Annotated in this window: 21 protein-coding genes; 2 read left to right on the top strand and 19 right to left on the bottom strand. The window is 34.3% G+C overall.

The window, feature by feature from the left end; genetic code table 11:
- Positions 1-21 precede the first annotated feature (21 nt).
- From ACEN92_RS14180 to ACEN92_RS14135, 10 genes are all read right to left on the bottom strand, one after another.
- A complete protein-coding gene (locus ACEN92_RS14180; protein WP_007810918.1) occupies positions 22-1,626 on the bottom strand; it encodes a fumarate hydratase in 1,605 nt (534 codons plus the stop codon).
- Between the two features lie 69 nt (positions 1,627-1,695).
- A complete protein-coding gene (locus tag ACEN92_RS14175) occupies positions 1,696-2,370 on the bottom strand; it encodes a hypothetical protein (RefSeq protein WP_495639005.1) in 675 nt (224 codons plus the stop codon).
- Between the two features lie 94 nt (positions 2,371-2,464).
- Positions 2,465-2,635: a hypothetical protein gene (locus ACEN92_RS14170; protein WP_495639004.1), complete on the bottom strand. Its 171-nt coding sequence runs from the start codon at positions 2,633-2,635 to the stop codon at positions 2,465-2,467.
- Positions 2,636-2,638: 3 nt separating this feature from the next.
- A complete protein-coding gene (locus tag ACEN92_RS14165; RefSeq protein WP_495639003.1) occupies positions 2,639-4,078 on the bottom strand; it encodes a nucleoside recognition domain-containing protein in 1,440 nt (479 codons plus the stop codon).
- A 109-nt stretch (positions 4,079-4,187) separates the two neighbouring features.
- Positions 4,188-5,261 (bottom strand): winged helix DNA-binding domain-containing protein, encoded by a 1,074-nt coding sequence (locus tag ACEN92_RS14160; protein WP_495639002.1) that lies wholly within the window; start codon positions 5,259-5,261, stop codon positions 4,188-4,190.
- A 92-nt stretch (positions 5,262-5,353) separates the two neighbouring features.
- Entirely contained in the window at positions 5,354-6,067 is a 714-nt protein-coding gene (locus tag ACEN92_RS14155; protein ID WP_495639001.1) for a 3'-5' exonuclease, read from the bottom strand.
- Between the two features lie 127 nt (positions 6,068-6,194).
- Positions 6,195-6,668, bottom strand: coding sequence for a methylated-DNA--[protein]-cysteine S-methyltransferase (locus ACEN92_RS14150; protein WP_495639000.1), 474 nt, complete (start codon positions 6,666-6,668; stop codon positions 6,195-6,197).
- Positions 6,669-6,830: 162 nt separating this feature from the next.
- Complete coding sequence (locus ACEN92_RS14145; RefSeq protein ID WP_495638999.1) at positions 6,831-7,676, bottom strand: NAD-dependent epimerase/dehydratase family protein; 846 nt, start codon at positions 7,674-7,676, stop codon at positions 6,831-6,833.
- Positions 7,677-7,692: 16 nt separating this feature from the next.
- Entirely contained in the window at positions 7,693-8,142 is a 450-nt protein-coding gene (locus tag ACEN92_RS14140; RefSeq protein WP_495638998.1) for a GNAT family N-acetyltransferase, read from the bottom strand.
- Positions 8,127-9,029: a LysR family transcriptional regulator gene (locus ACEN92_RS14135; protein WP_495638997.1), complete on the bottom strand. Its 903-nt coding sequence runs from the start codon at positions 9,027-9,029 to the stop codon at positions 8,127-8,129. The genes ACEN92_RS14140 and ACEN92_RS14135 overlap by 16 nt, the downstream gene beginning before the upstream one ends.
- A 144-nt stretch (positions 9,030-9,173) precedes the next feature.
- Between ACEN92_RS14135 and ACEN92_RS14130 the strand changes: the two genes are divergently transcribed.
- Positions 9,174-9,569, top strand: a complete 396-nt coding sequence (locus ACEN92_RS14130) for a rhodanese-like domain-containing protein (protein ID WP_495638996.1) — start codon at positions 9,174-9,176, stop codon at positions 9,567-9,569.
- 57 nt (positions 9,570-9,626) lie between these two features.
- Here the strand turns inward: ACEN92_RS14130 and ACEN92_RS14125 are convergent, their stop codons facing one another.
- The 4 genes from ACEN92_RS14125 to ACEN92_RS14110 all read right to left on the bottom strand — a co-directional run bounded on the left by ACEN92_RS14125 (position 9,627) and on the right by ACEN92_RS14110 (position 14,723).
- Positions 9,627-10,046, bottom strand: a complete 420-nt coding sequence (locus ACEN92_RS14125; protein WP_495638995.1) for an SRPBCC family protein — start codon at positions 10,044-10,046, stop codon at positions 9,627-9,629.
- 9 nt (positions 10,047-10,055) lie between these two features.
- Positions 10,056-12,464: a M28 family peptidase gene (locus ACEN92_RS14120; protein WP_495638994.1), complete on the bottom strand. Its 2,409-nt coding sequence runs from the start codon at positions 12,462-12,464 to the stop codon at positions 10,056-10,058.
- A gap of 10 nt (positions 12,465-12,474) precedes the next feature.
- Positions 12,475-12,822 carry a hypothetical protein gene (locus ACEN92_RS14115; RefSeq protein ID WP_007811307.1) on the bottom strand — a complete coding sequence of 116 codons (348 nt, stop codon included), beginning with the start codon at positions 12,820-12,822 and terminating at the stop codon, positions 12,475-12,477.
- 371 nt (positions 12,823-13,193) lie between these two features.
- Positions 13,194-14,723 (bottom strand): GNAT family N-acetyltransferase, encoded by a 1,530-nt coding sequence (locus ACEN92_RS14110; protein WP_495638993.1) that lies wholly within the window; start codon positions 14,721-14,723, stop codon positions 13,194-13,196.
- Positions 14,724-14,897: 174 nt separating this feature from the next.
- Here ACEN92_RS14110 and ACEN92_RS14105 point away from each other — a divergent pair, with 174 nt between their 5' ends.
- A complete protein-coding gene (locus ACEN92_RS14105; RefSeq protein WP_495638992.1) occupies positions 14,898-15,230 on the top strand; it encodes a single-stranded DNA-binding protein in 333 nt (110 codons plus the stop codon).
- A gap of 72 nt (positions 15,231-15,302) precedes the next feature.
- Here the strand turns inward: ACEN92_RS14105 and ACEN92_RS14100 are convergent, their stop codons facing one another.
- From ACEN92_RS14100 to ACEN92_RS14080, 5 genes are all read right to left on the bottom strand, one after another.
- On the bottom strand, positions 15,303-15,995 hold the full coding sequence (locus ACEN92_RS14100) for a DUF2461 domain-containing protein (protein ID WP_495638991.1): 693 nt from the start codon (positions 15,993-15,995) through the stop codon (positions 15,303-15,305).
- A gap of 359 nt (positions 15,996-16,354) precedes the next feature.
- Positions 16,355-16,873: a ferritin gene (locus ACEN92_RS14095; RefSeq protein ID WP_495638990.1), complete on the bottom strand. Its 519-nt coding sequence runs from the start codon at positions 16,871-16,873 to the stop codon at positions 16,355-16,357.
- A 78-nt stretch (positions 16,874-16,951) separates the two neighbouring features.
- Complete coding sequence (locus tag ACEN92_RS14090; RefSeq protein ID WP_495638989.1) at positions 16,952-18,433, bottom strand: hypothetical protein; 1,482 nt, start codon at positions 18,431-18,433, stop codon at positions 16,952-16,954.
- 66 nt (positions 18,434-18,499) lie between these two features.
- A complete protein-coding gene (locus ACEN92_RS14085; RefSeq protein ID WP_495638988.1) occupies positions 18,500-19,207 on the bottom strand; it encodes an HAD family hydrolase in 708 nt (235 codons plus the stop codon).
- A gap of 224 nt (positions 19,208-19,431) precedes the next feature.
- The gene (locus ACEN92_RS14080) at positions 19,432-20,319 is read right to left on the bottom strand and encodes a DMT family transporter (protein ID WP_495638987.1); all 888 of its coding nucleotides are present in this window, start codon (positions 20,317-20,319) and stop codon (positions 19,432-19,434) included.
- Positions 20,320-20,343 lie beyond the last annotated feature (24 nt).

The following is a 20,343-nucleotide window of genomic DNA, read 5'->3' as shown; positions in this document are numbered from 1 at the left end:
TGTGTGTTCTTAGCAGTTAAACTATAAATTAGCAAAGAAATCATTTCCTTTATCATCAGTAATAATAAAAGCCGGGAAATCTTTTACGGTAATTTTACGAACCGCTTCCATTCCCAGTTCTTCAAAATCAACCACTTCTACTTTCAGGATGTTGTCTTGTGCCAATATAGCTGCCGGTCCTCCAACAGAACCCAGATAGAATCCGCCGTATTTATGGCACGCATCGGTAACTTGTTTAGTACGATTTCCTTTTGCCAGCATAATCATACTTCCGCCATGTTTTTGAAATTCATCAACATAAACGTCCATACGGCCTGCAGTTGTTGGTCCAAAACTTCCTGAAGCCATACCTTCCGGTGTTTTTGCAGGACCTGCATAATAAACAGGATGATTTTTGAAGTATTCCGGCATTGGTTTTCCTGCCTCTAACATCTCCATAATTTTTGCGTGGGCGATATCACGGGCTACAATAACAGTTCCGTTAAGTTTTAAACGGGTTTTTATTGGATATTGACTAAGTTTTGCCAGCATATCAGCCATTGGCATATTCAAATCTATTTCAACCGGAGCTTCCAAATGTGGAGCCGTTTCCGGTAAAAATTGCTTCGGATTCACTTCTAATTGTTCTACGTAGATTCCGTCTTTGGTGATTTTTCCTTTGATATTTCTATCGGCAGAACAAGAAACTCCCAACCCAACCGGACAAGAAGCAGCATGGCGTGGCAAACGGATAACACGAACATCATGGGTAAAATATTTTCCGCCAAACTGAGCACCGATCGCACTTTCCTGACAGATTTTCTGAACTTTTTCTTCCCATTCCAAATCACGAAAAGCCTGACCCGACATATTTCCTGAAGTAGGTAAATTGTCGTAATATCCGGCAGATGCTTTTTTAACAGCGCTCAAATTCGCTTCCGCTGAAGTACCGCCAATTACCAAAGCCAAGTGGTAAGGTGGACAAGCCGAAGTTCCTAAGTCTTTTATTTTTGTACGAATGAATGCATCCAAAGATTTTTCGTTCAATAATGATTTTGTTTGTTGATATAAATAGGTTTTGTTCGCAGACCCTCCACCTTTTGCCATAAATAAGAACTCATAAGAAGCTCCTTTTTTAGCATAAATATCAATTTGTGCCGGAAGATTTGATCCTGAATTTTTTTCTTCAAACATCGAAATAGGAACAATCTGCGAATAACGTAAATTACGTTTTTGGTACGTATTGAAAATTCCTTTACTCAGCCATTCTGCATCATCAACACCCGTAAAAATGCTTTCGCCTTTTTTTGCCATTACGATTGCCGTTCCGGTATCCTGGCAGCTTGGTAATTGTCCTTCGGCAGCGACTGAAGCATTTTGCAATAAATTGTAAGCCACAAAACGATCGTTGTCAGTTGCTTCCGGATCGTCAAGGATTTTACGAAGTTTTTGTAAATGTGTCGTTCTCAACATGAACGAAACGTCTGTTAAAGCTTCTTCAGCTAATAATTCCAACCCTTTTGGATCAACAGTAAGAATTTCGCGTTCTCCAAATTTTTCAACTTTTACAAAATCAGAAGTAATTTTGCGGTATTGCGTATCATCCTTTAAAATTGGATAAGGGTCCTGGTATATAAAATCAATCATTTCTTTGTTTTTGACAAAGTTAAAAATTATTTACTAAGAAAGAATTTGAATTATACGTGTTTATGAAGTTTATTGTTGGTTATGAAACTCATTAAAACTCATTTTCTTTTCAAAATAAGGTTTGTCTTTTCCTGAAAGTAATTTCTTTTTCCAGCGATTTCCTTTTAATGAAAACGAAATAGAATCAGAATACTTTAAAATTCCCGAATCTTCCGAATCATCATCTCCGGGTTCAAATGAAACATTTTTGGAGTAAAAAACTTCAGGATCATTCTTTGATTCAAGACTTAAAAATTCTGTCCAATTTCCCCAACCACTATCTGACATGGATTCCCATTGATGAACAAGCTGTAAATCGTTGTTTTTTAAATAATACAGATAATTTTCAAATGTATATCCGCAGGCAGGATATCCAAAATCAATTTTTATAAAAGAGGAGTTGTTTTGAGATGAATTAGGGAAACCGTAAGATCCGCTCCATTCCGATCCTTTTTCGTATCCTTTAATTGTTGTTTTTGAAGAAGCTACTTTGTTTTTATTCTGATAAAAATCAAGTTTGAATTTTGATGTGACTATGCTGTCTTTATCTGCTTTTTGATCTATAAGATTTACCAAAATATACTCATTTTTATCTTCAGAAAGAATAATTGTATCTGTTCCCAATGAACTTTCTTCAATTGCTTTTGTATTAGCTGCAATTGTTTTTGGAGCTTCAAGAATATTAAAGTTCGCGGTCTGAGCCATTTTTTTTTCTTTTTGACAGCTCGCTAAGATCATTAAAATGAAAAGATGTTTTTTTATTTTCATGGAAATCATTTAATCCGTTTAATGTTTTTGTTTAGTGATTGTTAAATGAATAAAAGAAGAAAAAAATAATGATAGAAACTATTAATCCCAGAATCCAATTATCTTCTTTTACAACTTCATCCATAGATTTTTTGCCTCCGTAAGAAATCCATCTGCATACATTTCCAATTAATAAGAATGCCAATTTTGCAAATTGCTCCATATTTTAAAAAAACCAGCTAGCAACAAAAATTGCTGTAATCACACAAATTACATCAACCAAAAGCATGGTACCTAAAGCATAACGGGTGTTTTTGATATTTACAGAACCAAAGTAAACTGCAATCACATAAAAAGTACTTTCAGCACTGCATTGAAAAATACTGCTCAGTCTTCCGGTTAAGGAATCTGCACCAAAAGTATTCATCGAATCGATTAAAAATCCTCGTGATCCTGCAGAACTAAATGGACGAAGCATGGCAACCGGCAAGGCATCCGTAATTTGTTTATTCACACCCATATTCGAGAAAATAAAGGCAATACCATTACTGATAATTTCAAATAAACCACTGTTTCTAAATAAAGAGATAGCCACTAACATTCCTAAAACATAAGGAAAAATGGTAACTCCGGTTTTAACGCCATTATTTGCTCCTACTACGAATGCATCAAAAACAGTCGTTTCTGCTTCCTTAAATTTCTTTTCATGGATAAATGAAAAAATAAGCGTGAATGCTATTATGACGAGTAAAATCAATGCCGATAGATTTGTTGTGAAAAAATTTTTCCCTATTAAATCCAAATGGTTTACGTACATCAATAATCCAATAATAGCAGCAATTAAGACCATTAATGAAACAACTAAAGAAGCACTTTTGAAATTGATTTTTTGTTTGATTCCGACAATTAAAAACGCCGCTATTGTACCAATAAACGAAGTTATAATACACGGAAGCATAACATCTGCCGGATTGCTTGCACCTGCCGCAGCGCGATAACCAATAATAGAAGTTGCGATTAACGTTAATCCTGAAGCGTGCAGACACATAAACATAATCTGCGCGTCACTGGCTTTGTCTTTTTCGGGATTTATTTCTTGTAAACTTTCCATGGCTTTCAAACCAAAAGGAGTAGCCGCAGAATCTAATCCTAAGAAATTAGCGGCAAAGTTTAATGTCATATACGAAATAGAAGGGTGGTTTTTTGGAATACTTGGAAACACTTTTACAAAAACCGGGCTCAATGCTTTAGCTAACTTTCCTGATGCTCCGGAAATGATTAAAAGTTCCATTAACCCACAGAAAAAAGCCAGATAGGCAATAAGCGGAAGAATTAAATCGAGCAAAGTATTTTTACAAGTTGGTAATAAACCATCAGATTTTTGAACACCGCTGAAAATTTTTACGGTTTTGTTCTTGTAAACATAGGTTGTATCGGGATTAAGCGTGTCACGATTAATAATCACGGTCTGTTCCGGTGCTTTTTTAATACTGTCTTTGATAAAAGCAGGAAGCTGCTCAGCGTATTTTTCAGAAATTAGAACCGGATCATCTTTTTTTCCATTCAAAACATAATCAATGGTATATGTATCGGCAGTAAACAAACTGACAACAATAAAGGCAATCGAAGAAATAAAAATAGCTAACCAGAATCTACTTAATACCATAATTATATTTTTTTGTAAATGTAATTATTTCAGAATATAATGCACAAAGATTTTACCTGCTAAAAGAGAAGTATTTGTCAGAAATCATATGTTTTGATGAAATTTATGGTTATTCAATAATGATTTTAGTTTCTAAATAATTTTCAAAAGGTCTGATAGCTTCAAAAATAAGTGCTTTTTTCTTTTGCGGAATGGTTTCAAAAAAACTGGTTTCTATTTTTGTATATCCCTTTTTCAGACTGCGTTTCCATATTCCGATAACTTTTTCATTTTCAATAATTATTGGCCAGAAGATGCCATTATTGGTAAAGGCATTGGCCTGATGTTCTTTTGCAATAGTTATTTCACGCGTTTTGTATGAGATTAAAATTTCATCAAAAGATGGAAGAAAATGAATTTTTTTTGGAGCATTGAGTTCAGAAGTAAGTCCTTTTTTGAACCAATATTTTTTACCGTCAAGTTCCACAGACTCAAGTTCTGATTCGATTGAGAGTACGGCGAGTTTTGCAGTTGTAGCAGGGAAACCTGACCACCACGTAAAATCCGGCAATGTTGCAGGACCATGGCTCTCAAAATAACGTTTTGCCAGTTTTGCCAATCCTTCTTCTTTAGTCAGCTTTGTTTTTGTTTTCGGAATTTTTTCTTCGAGTAAGGAATAGGTTATTTGCCGGCCTTTCATGTTTCCGTTGCAAACCAAACCATCAAGTTCAGCATATCCCATTATAAGGGTACTGGAGAAATTTTGGTCAGTTTCTTTTTTGAAATCCAGTTCACGTATGATTTCTTCGCGGGTGAGGCTTTTATTATTCATTAATATCTTCTCGATTGAAGCGTTGATTTTTTTTAGTTTCTTTTCATCTAAATCATATTTTTTAGCTGCTGAAAGTATAATTTTTTTCACTTGTGGTCCTGAAAGATCCAGCATCCAATGAATATCCTCAGCTGAAACAAAATGCCAGGTCGGGCGTAAAATATGAGTCCGAATAATTTTTCCGGAATTAATAGCTTCTTCAATACTTTTTTCAGTAGCATCACATCGTGAGCCAATTGCCCATTTTGCCATTGTATAATCCTGTGCCTGCATAGCACCTAAATGATTTACAATTTCCTGAGGTTCATGAAAATTTGTTTTCAGGATTTTCTGAGAAGCCATTCTCAAAAGAGCTATTTCCGGATGTGTCATTTTATAATTTGATTATTTTGCGAAGCCATTAAACCATATAAGTAAGCAAGTCTATTCAAACTTTGTTCTTTTACACTTTGCACCTTAAAAAACTAAACATGAATAATTTCATCATCAATCAATAAATCTTCACGGCGTAAACGCAGGAAAATCTGTGCGACGGCAATTGTATCCTTTTCGCAATAAGTAACAATTCTGTCAATGTCTTTTTCTACATAAAAAACATGAGCTACCTGACTGCCGTCGATATCACCTTTTGGAGATGGAATTCCAAGGATTTTGGTCAATAATTTTAAAGAAGTAAAATGCTTGTAATCACCAAACTTCCACAATTCTAAAGTATCTAAATGAGGTATTTCCCAAGGTTTTTTTCCAAATAAATTAAGTTTGTTCGGAATTGCAATCTGATTGATAATCATACGTCGTGCAATAAACGGAATATCAAATTCTTTGGCGTTATGTCCGCACAAAACATGTTGCGGCTGATTATAATGATTGTTCAGCAGATTATTGAAATCGTGAAGAATCTTTTTTTCCTCTCCAAAAAAGGAAGTCACCCTAAAATTTCGGATATCCCCTTTAATCGTAAAATACCCAACCGAAATACAAATAATTTTACCAAACTCTGCCCAGATTCCGGCTCGTTCATAAAACTCTTCCGCCGAGAATTCATCCTTTCGCTGGTATTGGGTTTTATGGTCCCAAAGTGATTGCATTTCAGCATCAAGTGAATTAAAATTTTCTTCTTCAGGTACGGTTTCTATATCCAGAAAAAGGATATTATTTAGATTTATTTTTTCAATCATTCTTTTAGTTTAAACACAGATTACACTAATTAACACAGAATACTTTGGGTAAACAATTACTTCGAATTTACTGTTTTGTAAATATAAAGCTATAATTTAATTTGTGAAAATCTGTGAAATTTGTGTTTTAAAACAAACTTTGTTGTTTAACTGGGTTTTCATGTTCCAAAAGCCATTTTTTACGCCATATTTCTCCGGCATAACCTGTAAGCGAACCGTTAGTTCCAATTACGCGATGGCATGGAACAACAATCCAAAGCGGATTTTTACCATTTGCCGATGCTACTGCACGAATCGCCTTGATATCGCCCAGTTTTTTGGTCTGATCCATATAACTTACGGTTTTCCCGTATGGAATATCGAGTAAAGATTTCCATACTTTTTGCTGGAATTCTGTTCCTTTTGGATTTAATTTGAGTGTGAAATCAGTTCTTTTGCCTTCAAAATACTCTTGCAATTGCAGAACAGCTTCCTGCAGGAATTCCGGAATTTCAGAGGAAACTTCCCCTTCTTTCATTACCGAAATAACAGAGATACCATCTTCATCACCAATTATTGTTGTGATTCCGAGAGGAGATTCTATGTAAACTGTCTGTTCCATAACTACAAAGTTCGCAAAGTTTTTTGTTTTAATTTAAGTTATGGAAATATTTCTATTTACTTTAAAAAAAGGTATCACCCTGAACGAAGTCGAAGGCTTGTAATATAAAAAAAAGGCTTCGACTCCGCCTGACAAAGATTTTAGGATTTATAAAATAAAGTTCTAATAATCACCTAATTGAAATTTATAGTTTAAAATACGCTCAGTTTTTTCACTCGAAATCGTCTTTTTGATATTCGATTTTTCAGAACTGAATTTGGGTAAAGCAAGGTTTAAATCAATAGCTTTTTGTGTATAATATGCTGAACGGTCAGGATGAAAGGGTGCGACAGCATTGAAAACTTCTCTCCATTTGGATTGATTTATAATTTCCAGGATTACACCAATACAATCATTTTGATGAATTAAGTTTACCGGGGCATCTGGATTTTCGAGGTTTTCTTTTCCTGCTAGGAATTTTACAGGCTGGCGGTCTTCTCCAATCAATCCGCCAAAACGTAAAATGGTAGTTTCGAAGTTTTGATTATTTTGCAAAAGAGCTTCCGCCAAAAGCAGTTGTTTGCCACTTTCTGTATCGGGATTTGGATTTATTTCTTCGGTAATAGTTCCGTTTTCATTGCCGTAAACAGAAGTTGAACTCACAAAAAGCACTTTTTTTACGGTTGATTTTTCTATAAACGGAATCAGATTCTCGATTTTTTTAACGAATGTCATTTCGAACGGAGCCGGGGAACTCGCTGCGCTGCCCCTTAATTTCGGTGGAATGTCTATAATTAGAATCTCACTTTTTGCCAGGAAATCAGTTATGGTTTCTGAGATATTTTCGCTTTCAAGCGTTCCTTCGACTTCGTTCAGGATGACAAGAAACGGATTTATTCCAAAATCTTTAAAGATTGAAAGTTTATTTTCTGAAGTTGTCGATCCGTTTACCGAATGTCCTTCGTCGATTAATTTTCTCGCCAAAGGCAATCCGAGCCAGCCACAGCCTAAAATGCTTATTTGTACCATTCTTGATTTTTATGGACTATAAAGATAACGTAAAACGAACTTTATCTTTTCCTTTTCCGCCAATTCTATGATAGAATTTTATGGCTCTTTCGTTAAATTGTGGTGTCTGCCATTGAATATTGATGCAGTTTTTCTTAATTCCAATTTGCTTTAGCTCCTCAATCAGAACTTCTCCAATTCCGAAACTTCTGGCTTCTTCTTCCAAAAACAAGCAATCCATATACATGAAAGTGGCTGCATCCCAGGTCGAGTAATCAAAAGTATAAGAAACATAGCCAACGATTGTTTCATTTGCTGCAACAACCAAACAGTATAATTTAGGGTTTTCTTCGAATAATGCTTTTTTCAAACCTTCTTCTTTTCCTTCCGGAGAAAAATCGGCTTTTTCAAATTCCGCATGTTTTTGGCATAAAATGACCAGTTTAGGCAAGTCCTGTGGTTCACAATTTCTTATTGAATATTCCATTGAAGGTTAATTTCGGTTTGTAAAAAGGTGATGAAATGATGAAAATAATCGGGATAATTCTCATTTTCCCGAATGGCAATAAAGTGTTTTCTCTTTAAACCGTTTTTGCCAATTTTAATGGCTTTTATCGGGCTGTTTTTTAAATGTGGTAATAATGCCCATTTTGCCATCGACATTACGCCCATATCAGCTTTAACCATTTCAAGGGAAGCTTCGGTTAATGGCAATGGTGTAATCTTTCTTGGTGTTACTTTGGCAGGAGCCAGAATAAACTGATGAATCGTCACTGTTTCCATCGGAAGTGAATGAATCAGAAGATGTTCATTGATAAAATCTTCTGCAACGACATATTTTTTATCTGCCCAGGCATGATTTTCTGAAACCGCCATTACAACTTCATCCTGAAAAAGCTCCATGTATTTGATATTATTATCTTTTATCTGATCGCTGACGATTGCAATATCAATTATGTTTTCCAGTAATTTCTGTAATGGATAATGTGTTGCTTCAGTAACAATTTTCAATTCAACGTTCGGATATAAAAGATGAAACTGCTTTAAAACCGAAGGCAGCCAATGATAACTTGAGAAACATTCGGTACTGATTCGGATTTCGCCATGTTCACCAAAAACCATTTGTTTGATTTGAGTCTGTGTTTGAGAAAGCTTTTCCAGTATTTCATTCGCAAGAGCGTAGATTTTTTCACCGGCTTTGGTTAAAACAAGTTTTTTATTTGTTCTTAAAAAAATGGCTGTACCCAATTGATATTCTGCTTCTTTTAACTGATGGCTCAGGGCTGATTGTGTCAGATGAAGTTTGTCAATCGCTTTGGTGATGCTTCCTTCTTCGACAATCGCTTTTATCAATCTTAAGTGACGTATTTCCATTTTTTGAGAATTAGTACACAAAGGAACAAAATTTTTAATGGGTTTTCTATGAAAAAAAGTAATGGAGTTGATGAATTCTTTTCGTTTTTATGATGATTAGAGTTCAGCTACTTTTGGAAAAACAAATCATTAAAACTAAAAAAAATGGAAGCACAAATTAAACATTATGAAAATAAATTAGCATTCGAAATAGATCCTTCAGATTTATTTGACGCCTTGAATAGTGGAGAAAATGTAATTGTAGTTGATGCCAGAAAAGTATTTGGTTTTGAAGCAGAACATATTCCGACAGCGATTAATATTCCGCATCGCGAAATGACGGTCGAAAGTACCAAACATTTAGACAAAAACGCTTTATATGTGACGTATTGCGACGGAATTGGCTGCAATGCTTCAACAAAAGGTGCTTTGAATCTGGTAAAATTAGGTTTTAAAGTTAAAGAACTAATTGGAGGAATCGAGTGGTGGAAGCTGGACGGTTATGCTACTGAAGGTACAAAAGGAATTCAAACGGGTTTGAAAATAGAATGTGCCTGTTAAGAAAAAGGGCAGACTTTTAAAATTAAAGTTTGCCCTTTTATATTTCTTTCAGACCAATTATGATTCGATTAAGGCTTTTAAACTTTGTAAAATTGGATTCTCATCGCCCTGAGGTTCTTCCTGAATCGCACCCGGGCGGTTGTCTTCCTGGACTATTTCGAGTTTTGCTTTCTGATTTTCTTCAGATAAAATATAACTCATTATGAAATAATTCTCAGGTTTGTCTTCTAATTCCGGCCGCGGAAAAAACAAGGAGTATTTAATTTTTTGATTTGGAATAACTTCCAGAACAGTTCCCCATTGTTCAAAAACCTGACCTTCCCATTCATTCCTGAATCTGATTGCATTATCGACAGTCCAATCAGTAATTAAATCACTTCCGTATTGCCATTGTTTTACAAGAGCCGGTTGTGTCAAAGCATTCCAGACTTTTTCTATTGGAGCGTTAAGGACGATTGTTGAAATATTTGTAGCCATAATAATTATTTATTCGGGTTTAACAACTGGTTTTAAACTGTCTTTTGCAACAACTACGCTGTCTTTTAGCGGTGTAACCTGAAGCGGTGTAACCTGAAGCGGTCCATCCAATGGTGTCGTATATTTTTTTATTTTCTGCTGAATTAAAACGGCATCATTCAAAACAAAAGGAGTCGGCATCATCCAGTCACTTCTTGGTTTGATGTCAAATAATGGATTTGTCATTAAATCGAAAGAACTTTCAATTAAATCCATATCAAAAACAGATGATTTATTGATGTTGAATTCTAAAACAAGAGGTTCGTTACCCACAACATAATAACATAGAATTTTTATATCTTTTCGGTCTAAGCGGTTCCCTTTTTGCCCTGAAGCTGAAACGCCATTTGCTTTAAAATTATAAAAAGTCATTTTAGGATTGGCAAAAATATCGTAGCGGTTTACTTTTCGGTTTGGGATAATTTTTATTTTTAAATACCTTTTATTTCCAATAACGCTATCTTTAAGGAATGCTATGGTTGGTTTTCGAACTTCAACTACAGGCGCAAGTGTGCTGTAAGTGAAACGTGAGTTGTATTTGCTGGTAATCGGAAAATCATTCAGTCCAACTGCTTTTTGATTCTTTTCTCCTAAATAGCTTTTGGTCCAGTCGTCTAAGTTTACGTCATAAGTTGCCCAGACAGCAGTGTTAGTGTTAGCGTTTAGAATATAAACTAAACTGTTTGATTTTGCTTTTCCATATTCGTAATCCGAATGATAGCCTGCATATATAAAAAAGGTAATTGAAAGGACAAAAAAGAACATGGTCCAGACTCCTTTTTTTACAAAAGCACCAAATACCGGGAGTAATAAACCAAAGGTTAAAACAGTAAGTACAGCACTGCCATATAATATTTTTAGTCCTAAGCCAATTGGAAACATTACAATAAAGGGAGCTACAATTGCTAATGCCGGAATACTAAACAATAAATTTAATCCTAAACTTGACTGCTGAGTAAGAACATAGATTCCAAATAAAAGGATTCCAAAATAAACCGGAATAATTAGAAAACCGGCACCTGTAAGGCTATTGGCTAAAAACATATTGATAACAATCCATAGAAGTAAAGAGGAAACAAAATGGGTCATTGTAGATTTTGTTTCAGAAAAATGATGGTAGAAAGCGAAACAAATCGCAATGCTAAGGGTGACAAATGCACCAATATAGGCATGTCCGTTATAAGTAAATCCGTTTAGTAAATCATTGTATTGCGGATAAATCTGCAGAATAATTTTCCATCCTAAAAAAGTTACCAAACCTGCAATTATTACAGAGCCTAATAAAGGTACAAAGCCTTTTAAAATATCTCTGAAAGAGATAAGGCGTTTTACTTTTCCAATAAAGATGAAAAATATTAATACACCCAGTGCAATAATTGTCATTGGAAAAACCCATGAAAACGGATAACTGAAAAATGAAAACGGCGCACTAAAATAGACATCATCTTCTGTTGCATTTGTTGCATTTAAATCAATATTCGAAAAATAGTTTAACAGGGGCATCAAATACGCTCCCTGATGTGCAAGTGTCGTCTTGTTTAAATGCTGAATATCGTCTTGCTGGGTATGGTAATTATAGTGTCCGTCGATAAAAGCAAAGTTGAAACCCTGAATATTTCCCTGTTCCCTGAAAACAGTCAAATCGGTATCGTTTGGAAGCATTTTGTAAATGCTGTACATCAACGAATTTGAAACCGGATATCGGGCCTTTGCATTTGAGAATTCTTTTACAAGGGCTTCATTTCCTTTATTGGTTTCCATCAGCATATAACTTGGACCTGAAGAACCTCTGGCTTCAAAATTTAAAACCAAACCTACGTCTTTTGCCCAGGGATGCTGACTGACAAAAAGGGCAGCGCCGTTTAATCCTAATTCTTCAGCATCAGAAAAAAGAATAATAATATCGTTTTTATGAGGTTGTTTGGCATATAAAAAAGCACGGACACCTTCAAGAATTGTAGCAACTCCCGAAGCATCGTCACTTGCTCCTTTAGAAAATGAATGCGGAGCACTGTCATAATGTGAAAGTAATAAAAGGGCTTTTGAATTATCAATTCCTTTTATGCGTGCCAGAATATTTTTAGATTTCACTAAAACACCTTTGTCATTAAGTGTGAATCCTTCCTGAACACTGGTTTCCAAACCAATTCTGTTCAATTCAAGTTTAAGATAATTGGCTACTAATTCGTGATTTGTTGAGCCTACATAATGTGGTTTGTGTGCTATAATTTTAACTTGATTGAATGCTCGTTCTGTTGAGAAGTCAGCAAGGGCTTCTTCATCTTTAGAAATCCATTGAGGCATCATCGAAGCAAATATAACAGCCAGAATTATTAAAACACATATAAAGGCTAATATCGAAGTGGGGCTTTTTTTCATGATATAAGTACTAGAATTCTTTTTTTACGAGCATAAAATAATCATTGTCTAAGGATCGGTATCCCTGATCATACAGGAAATAGTAGGTATTTCCTGTTTTGGTTTGTAAAATATTGGTAAAGAAATCAAAATCAAAACCTTTATTTATCATTTTGTCCCTTGTTGCTTTAGATTTCCCTTCAGAATTGAGCTCGGCCAAAATGCGATAATTTTTACGCAGTTTATTGTTTACATTTCGCATGAAATTAGTACTGTCTTTATTTATTTTGTTGTTGTAAGCGTTCCGGCAGCCGTCAGAACAAAACTTTTTATCTTCCCGGCCTACAATTTTTTCGGAGCACTCGAGGCATGTTTTCATGGATTTATCTTTTAAGTTGAAATTATGGCAACTTTATTTGTTTTTTTATTGAGCGAATTAATATTTTTTATTTGTTAACATCGTTCCTGCTTTCGCCTTTATCTCTTCACTACGTTACGAGGATATTGGCTCTATCAGGGCTAGTTATTCGGCATTGTTCTTACTTGTGTCATCAGTTCGAGTGATTTTATAAATAGCGAGAGCGTTTTTATAAAATTGTATCGGGAACCATTATGTAAACCAAAACTTCTCAATACATTTTTGGCTATTCAACTTTTGTTTTCAAAATAACTCCGGGAGCCAAAAACACTCGAAGTGACGTTTGTTATTTCGGATCTTTTTCTTGAAGTCCTCAACTAAATTTAATTTCATCACGAATTTATCTTTTTAATCTCATACAAATCATTTCGCCTGTCTTTTAAAATTCGTACACTTCCGTGTTCATGAAGTTGTTTCAGTAAATTCAAATCAACATCAACAATCAAAGTCATCTCGGTATTTGGAGTTGCTTCTGCCTTGATGCCGTTACTCGGAAAAGCAAAGTCAGAAGGTGTAAAAACAGAAGCCTGAGCAAACTGAATGTCCATATTATTTACTTTTGGTAAATTTCCGACGCAGCCGGCAATGGCAACATAACATTCATTTTCTATCGCACGCGCCTGAGAGCAATGTTTTACACGTGTATAGGCATTTTGTGTATCGGTTAAAAAAGGTACAAATAAAATATTCATGCCTTCATCTGCCAATAATCTTGAAAGTTCAGGAAATTCCACATCATAGCAAATCAAAATACCAATTTTGCCGCAATCCGTATCATATGTTTTAAATTCAGATCCTCCTTTCATTCCCCAGTGATGAACCTCATTTGGAGTTATGTGTATTTTAGAATACATTTCAGAAGTTCCGTCTCTTTTGCATAAAAAACCAACATTATACAAGTTACCATTTTCCAGATGAGGCATGCTTCCGGTTATAATATTGATGTTATAAGAGATTGCAAATTCCTGAAATCGCTTTCTGATCGGATCAGAATGACGGGCTAGTTCCCGAATAGCCTCTGCTTCTGAGAGATGATTATAATCGGCCATTAAAGGCGCAATGAAAAGTTCCGGAAATAAAGCAAAATCACTTCCGTAACCCGAAACTACATCTATAAAAAATTCTGCTTGTTCGAATAAGGCCTCCACATTATTCAATTGGCGCATTTGCCACTGAATTAATCCTAAACGGATGACACTTTTTTCAAGATTGATTAGTTTTGGACTTTCATCATAATAAACATTATTCCATTCCAGTAATACTGCGAACTCTTTCGACTCCTCATCACCTTCCAAATAGTTTTTGATAATTCGCAAAACGTGAAAGTCATTACTTAACTGAAACGAAAGTACCGGATCATGCAGTTCTTTATGTTTTACTTTCTCAATATAATTTTTGGGTGTCATTTTTTTAGAATGCTGCGAATAATTAGGAATCCGTCCTGCAAAAACAATTGCTTTCAGGTTAAGCTGCTCACATAATTCTTTTCGGGCATCGTATAAACGTCTGCCTAATCGTAATCCACGGTAATTGGGATGTATGAAAACATCGATTCCGTATAAAATCTCTCCGTCCGGGTTGTGGGTAGAAAAAGTATAATCACCGATAATTTGTCTGTAATTGTGTCTCTTGTCTACTAATTTTTCATCAAGAATCAACGATAATGCTGAGCCAACAACTTTGCCATCAACGAGAATAACCAATTGACCTTCAGGAAAAATAGAAAGTAATTTTTTTATATCATTAGATCGCCAATATGAATTTGCCATCTCCGGATAGGATTCAACCATAGAATTTTTCAGCTGTTTGTAGTCATCAAATTCTAAATTTCGTAATTCTACCTTATTGATTTGTGTTTGCATATATGTGATTTCTCTCAAATGTAGTAAAATATTTCCACTTACAAACGGTTACAAATAGTTACAACCGAAAGTAAATAGTTTGCAACCGAATAAACTTTTTTAACCATCGCATCTTTGCCTCGTTGAATTTGACGAACGAATTCAATTTATACTAACATTTAAATATTATACGCCATGAATGCAATGAAAAACAGAGTACAATTAATTGGAAACGTAGGTAACGATCCTGAAATCAAAACATTGGAAAACGGAAAAAAATTAGCACATCTAAATATTGCTACCAATGAAAAATATACTAATGACAAAGGCGAAAAAGTAGAACAAACCGAATGGCATCGTGTTACTGCCTGGGGGAAAACTGCCGAAATTATCGAAAAGTATGTAGTTAAAGGAAAAGAAGTTGCCATTGAAGGAAAACTAACACACAGAAGTTATGACGACAGCAACGGAGAAAAAAGATACATAACTGAAGTTATTGTTAATGAGATTTTGCTGTTAAGCAAATAATGTTTGACTAAGTTTGATATAACCCGATTGCTTTTGATAAGGCAATCGGGTTTTTTGTTTGAATTAATGTAGTTATAAAACAGAAGCGCCATTTATATCAGTTGTAAGCACTTCGCTCATGTAGTCGAAAAAAGGTTTCATGTTTTTGCATGTCTCTAATGCCTGTTCTAAAAAAAACGGACTTAATACTTCATTGTCAGTAAAGCGTTTAATGATCAAAAACTGTTTGTAGCGAAGTAAATCGATGGCTTCATGATTTATGTCAAATCCTTTTGGTGCTGTTTTAAGCTGTTCACCTTGTAAAGTTCCAAAAGTGCTGATAAAAGATTTTGAATTCAATATTTTTTGCATTGAACTGGAATCATGAGCAAATTCGCTTCTTATACGTTTTAAATCTGCAGCATTTGGTCCCCAAAAACCACCGGCAAAAAAGCTGTTTCCCTGTTCCAGATGAAAATAATAACCTCCGCGTCTTGCGGCTGTTGCTCTGGTAAAACTGCCTCCCCAAAAAGTTTTAAAAGGAGTTTTATCTTTAGAAAAACGAATATCACGGTAAATTCGGTAAACGCTTTTTTTACCGGAAGCTGTTTCTAAAACATCTGTTTTGGAGAGTTCCTGAAGTAGAGCATCTGCAAAAGTTTCAATATGATTTAATTCCTTTAAGTAGTTTGTTTTATTTGCCTCGAACCAGGGTTTGTTATTGTTTTCTTTAAGCTGACGCAAAAAATCAAGACTGGATTTGGGTATAGCAATGTGGTTTTTCATAATTAAATTTGGAGTCTTTTTTAAATCAGAGAGGATTGTAATTTAAACTAAAAACCCACCAAATTTTTGGTGGGTTTTGTATATGTGTTAAGCAGTTTTTTTGAATAAGTCATACATAGGACAACGTGAACAGCGTTTCTTTTCGTTTTTTTTGAATTTCTCGCAGCAAGTAGACTTGCAGTTCTCAATCTTCTTGATGTTTTCAAGGACTTCTTTATTCTTCTTTTTCTTTTTGTCCTTTTTCTTGTCCTTGTCTTTAACTTTGTCTTTCTTGCTCACGATCATCTCAATTATAAAACTGAGACAAATATAAAAGAATAATTATTATTTTTATGTATTCTAAATAAACTTTAACTTTTTTATTTTGGGTTGATAGCAATTGAACTGGTAACTGTTAACTGCTGAATATCACGATCAAACAAGTAAAGTCCGCCTTTATCATCCCCAATCAGGTTGATTTTGTCCAGAATAGATTTAGCAGTAGCCTCTTCCTCGATTTGTTCTGCTACATACCATTGTAAGAAATTATGTGTCGCATAATCTTTTTCTTCAAAAGTAATGTGTACTAATTCATTAATAGACTCTGAAACAAAAATTTCATGATTATAAAGTGTTTCAAACATTTCTTTAAAAGTAGAATAACTTGTTTTTGGCGCTTTTAGGTCAGTAACCTGGGCATGTCCGCCACGCTCATTAATATATTTAACCAATTTAAGCATGTGTGCACGTTCTTCGTCAGATTGAGTGTACATAAATTGAGCGATTCCCTCTAGTCCGTGTACTTCAGCCCAACAAGCCATTGCAAGATAAGTTTGCGAAGATTCCGCCTCTATACGGATTTGCTTATTTAAAGCTGCTTCAATATTTTTTGATAACATAATTGTGTCTTTTTTGTAAAGTTAAAAAAAATAATCCAAACCACTTTTTGAAACATGAAAAACATAGGAGCATTTGGATTAATTCTCAATAAATTTAATTTTACCAAATGAGAAGGGTTTTGAAAATTGCGCTTTATTCATAATTGGATTTCCGTTATCTTCATTCATAAAACCATCCGTAAATTTACGCATAATATATTGTTTTGAATTCTGGTCGTAATAACCTAAAATGTAGTAATCTTTTAGCTTAAGAATACTTTGCAGCGAAATATTTTTATTAATACTTAGATAATAAAAAAGATTATCAATAGCCATAGGTCCTGGTTGCTTGTTGTTTACAAATTCCAGATCCGAATTAAGCATGGCATCAAAATAAGTCATTTTGTTTGAATACTCTGAATATCTGCCATAGTCATTATCAAAAAAGTCTGCCAGCAAATTACTCTGTATGTTGTCATAACCTGAAATCTGATATTCTGCAAATCCGCCAATGGATATAAAGGTGTTTTTCTTGTTTTTAAAAGCTGATATTCCAGCGTTTAGATTTGAAAGCTGTTTTAAAAATTTGTCAGTGGTTTTTATTTCCTGAGGTTTTTTTTCGTTTATCTGTAAAAAGAATGGTGAATTTTTAAAATCAATGGTATCTTTTTTTGAAACAGCCACACTTTTAAGCGTTTTGCCTGAATCAAAATCTTTGATATCAAACAAAAGCTCTTCTTTACTTACCTTGATTTGCAATAATTTATTTTCGTAAAAAAAGGAATTTGAAGTTTTTGATGGTTTTTCAGTGACAGGCTGATCAAAATTTTTCTCGGTAACAGCAACGGTGACCAGATTAAGATCTAAAACCTGAGTTTTTTTTAAACTGTAATCAAATGTCAAAAGAATATGGTCATCTAACACATACATTTTGGTTTTGTTAATCGTTTTATCTAATGGATTAAAATTATCAGAATCCATTTTTTCAATTGGATAATATCGAATTATAGTATTAAAAGCTAAATTTTGTCCTTTTTCATTCTGAAACGGTATTCCGGATAAATCAAACATTTTTACCTCTGCTTTTCCGTTGTTGAATTCATAAAGTAATAAATGCTGTTGGTTTGTTTCTTTCGACAGAATATAAAAATTATTGTTTTTTTGAAAAGTGGTTATAACGTATTCATTCTGAGGAGGCATGTCAAAATTTAAAGCCTTAATAGTTTTCGTTCCCAGATAATATTTAATAATTCTTATATTTCTTAAATTCTCAGTTGCCCAATAAAGAATTGGATTTCCATCATCACTAATGCTATGTCCAATTATAGATCTGTTTTCTGCTTTTTTTATAGAATCAGTATATTGGCTCGTCAGGAAAAGAGATTTATTGTATTTTAAGATATTAATGTATTTATCATCTGTTGCGAAAACATAAATGTCATTGGTTTTTGCATCCTCAATATTTAGGATTTGCCCGTTTTCTAAAGGCCTGTTTAGATTTAATGAAAAAGAATTCAATATTGTCTGACTTAATAAGACAGAATTATAAAAGATACAGAAAAAGAAGAATAATTTTTTCATGTGTTTTTACGCTCAAATATTGTTCCGAAATCTTTTTATTGATTCATTAATCTAAAAGTGTTTTCATTACAGTAAATTATGGACGACTTCAGTAATTTTTTCGAATGAACTAAAATGCTCATGCTCTACTTTGTGACTAATTTTTTCATGTTCCCAGGTTGTGTGAAACGGAATATGAACAGCGTAACCACCAATTCCTAAAACAGGTAAAACATCTGATTTTAAAGAATTACCGATCATCAGAAATTCATTCGCCTGAATATCCAAACGGCTTAATAATTTCTGATAATCAATTTCCTGTTTGTCTGACATCACTTCGATATGGTGAAAATAATGTCCTAATCCGGAACGATGCAGTTTGCTGTGTTGGTCTTTTAAGTCGCCTTTTGTGGCAACTACTAGTTTGTATTTGCCATGTAATGCCTGCAGTGTTTCTTCGATTCCGTCCAGAAGTTCGATTGGTTTCTCGAGTAATTCTTTTCCGTATTGAATGATTTTTTCAATCACCTCAACAGGAATTGTGTTGTTCGAGATATTCATCGCCGCCTCAATCATCGACAAAATATAGCCTTTGATTCCGTATCCGTACAAAGGCAAGTTCTCGATTTCGATTTTAAATAATTCCTGCGAAATACCCTGATGCGAAAGATAATCTTCCATCAAAGCACAAAATTTATGCTCGGTTTCCTGAAAATAAGGTTCATTTACAAATAAAGTATCATCAGCATCAAATGCGATTACTTTTAAATTGGGTATTTTTCTTTTATGTGACATGTATGTTTTTGTTTCAAGTTTCAGGTTTTCTTTGTTTCAGTTTTTTGCCACTAATTGCACGAATTCTCTCTAATTTTTTTGCCGCAGATTAAGATGATTTCAAAGATTAAAAAATAATCTGCTCAATCTGCAGAATCTGCGTGAAACTTTTTCGTCGCAAAATAAAAATAGATCTGCGTGAAATTCGCTCAAATCCGTGTCATCCGCGTTCCAATTCTCGATCCTTAACTTTTAGAAAACAGTCTTTTTAACGAGATTGTCTTGTCGTAAAAAGTAATTCTGATTCCGAAAAGTAAAATGATTCCGCCAAAAACCATTTGTAAAGTTATTCGTTCTTCCAAAAACAACCAAGCTAATATGGAAGTAATTATTGCCTGACTCAACAAACTTAAAGAAACCCTTGTAGCGCGCATGTGCTGCGTGGCGTAACTAACCGAAAGCCAGGCACACAATTGACAAATTACTGCCTGAAGGATTAATACAAACCAGCCCGTGTCTGAGAATCCGGTAAAAGGTTCATTTAAGAAATAACAAAGAATTCCTAAATAAATGCTCGAAGCTAATAAACTAATAGTCATAAAGGATAAAACATCAACGTCTGAAAGTACATTTTTACTGACTAAAAGATAAATCGAATATAAAATTCCGGAGAGAACTGCAAACAGAAAAGCCTGATTAAAATTCAAATCCATAAAAAAGCTAAAACCAACCAAAGTCACCATTCCGAATAAAGAAACAGCAGTTCCAATCCAGAAGTTAGCAGCGGGTTTTGACTTTAAAAACAAAAAAGAACCAATTCCGACCCAAAGCGGAGATAAGTTGGTCAACAGAGAAGCTTGCGTAGCACTCGAATCCTGAATAGCGATATTCCAAACCGCAACATCCGAAGAAAATAAAATTCCGCAAAGTGCTGCTAAAAGAGTAAATTTTAATGTTGGAAGTTTAAAGTTTTTACTCAAAAGTACATATGGCAATAGCAAAGTAACCGCAAAAAACATCCGGTAAAATGCCGAAATTAATCCCGGTGCCAGTTTCAGTTTAACCAATATCGGAAAAATCGAAATACAAAGTATTCCGCAGATTAAGGCTAATCTTGGTTTGGTGAGTTTCATTTTGGATAATTTTTTAATTATAAA

The organism is Flavobacterium sp. Flavsp81, assembly GCF_059491325.1.
Note: the sequence above shows the minus strand (reverse complement) of the source record. Positions and strands in the feature narration are given on the sequence as shown.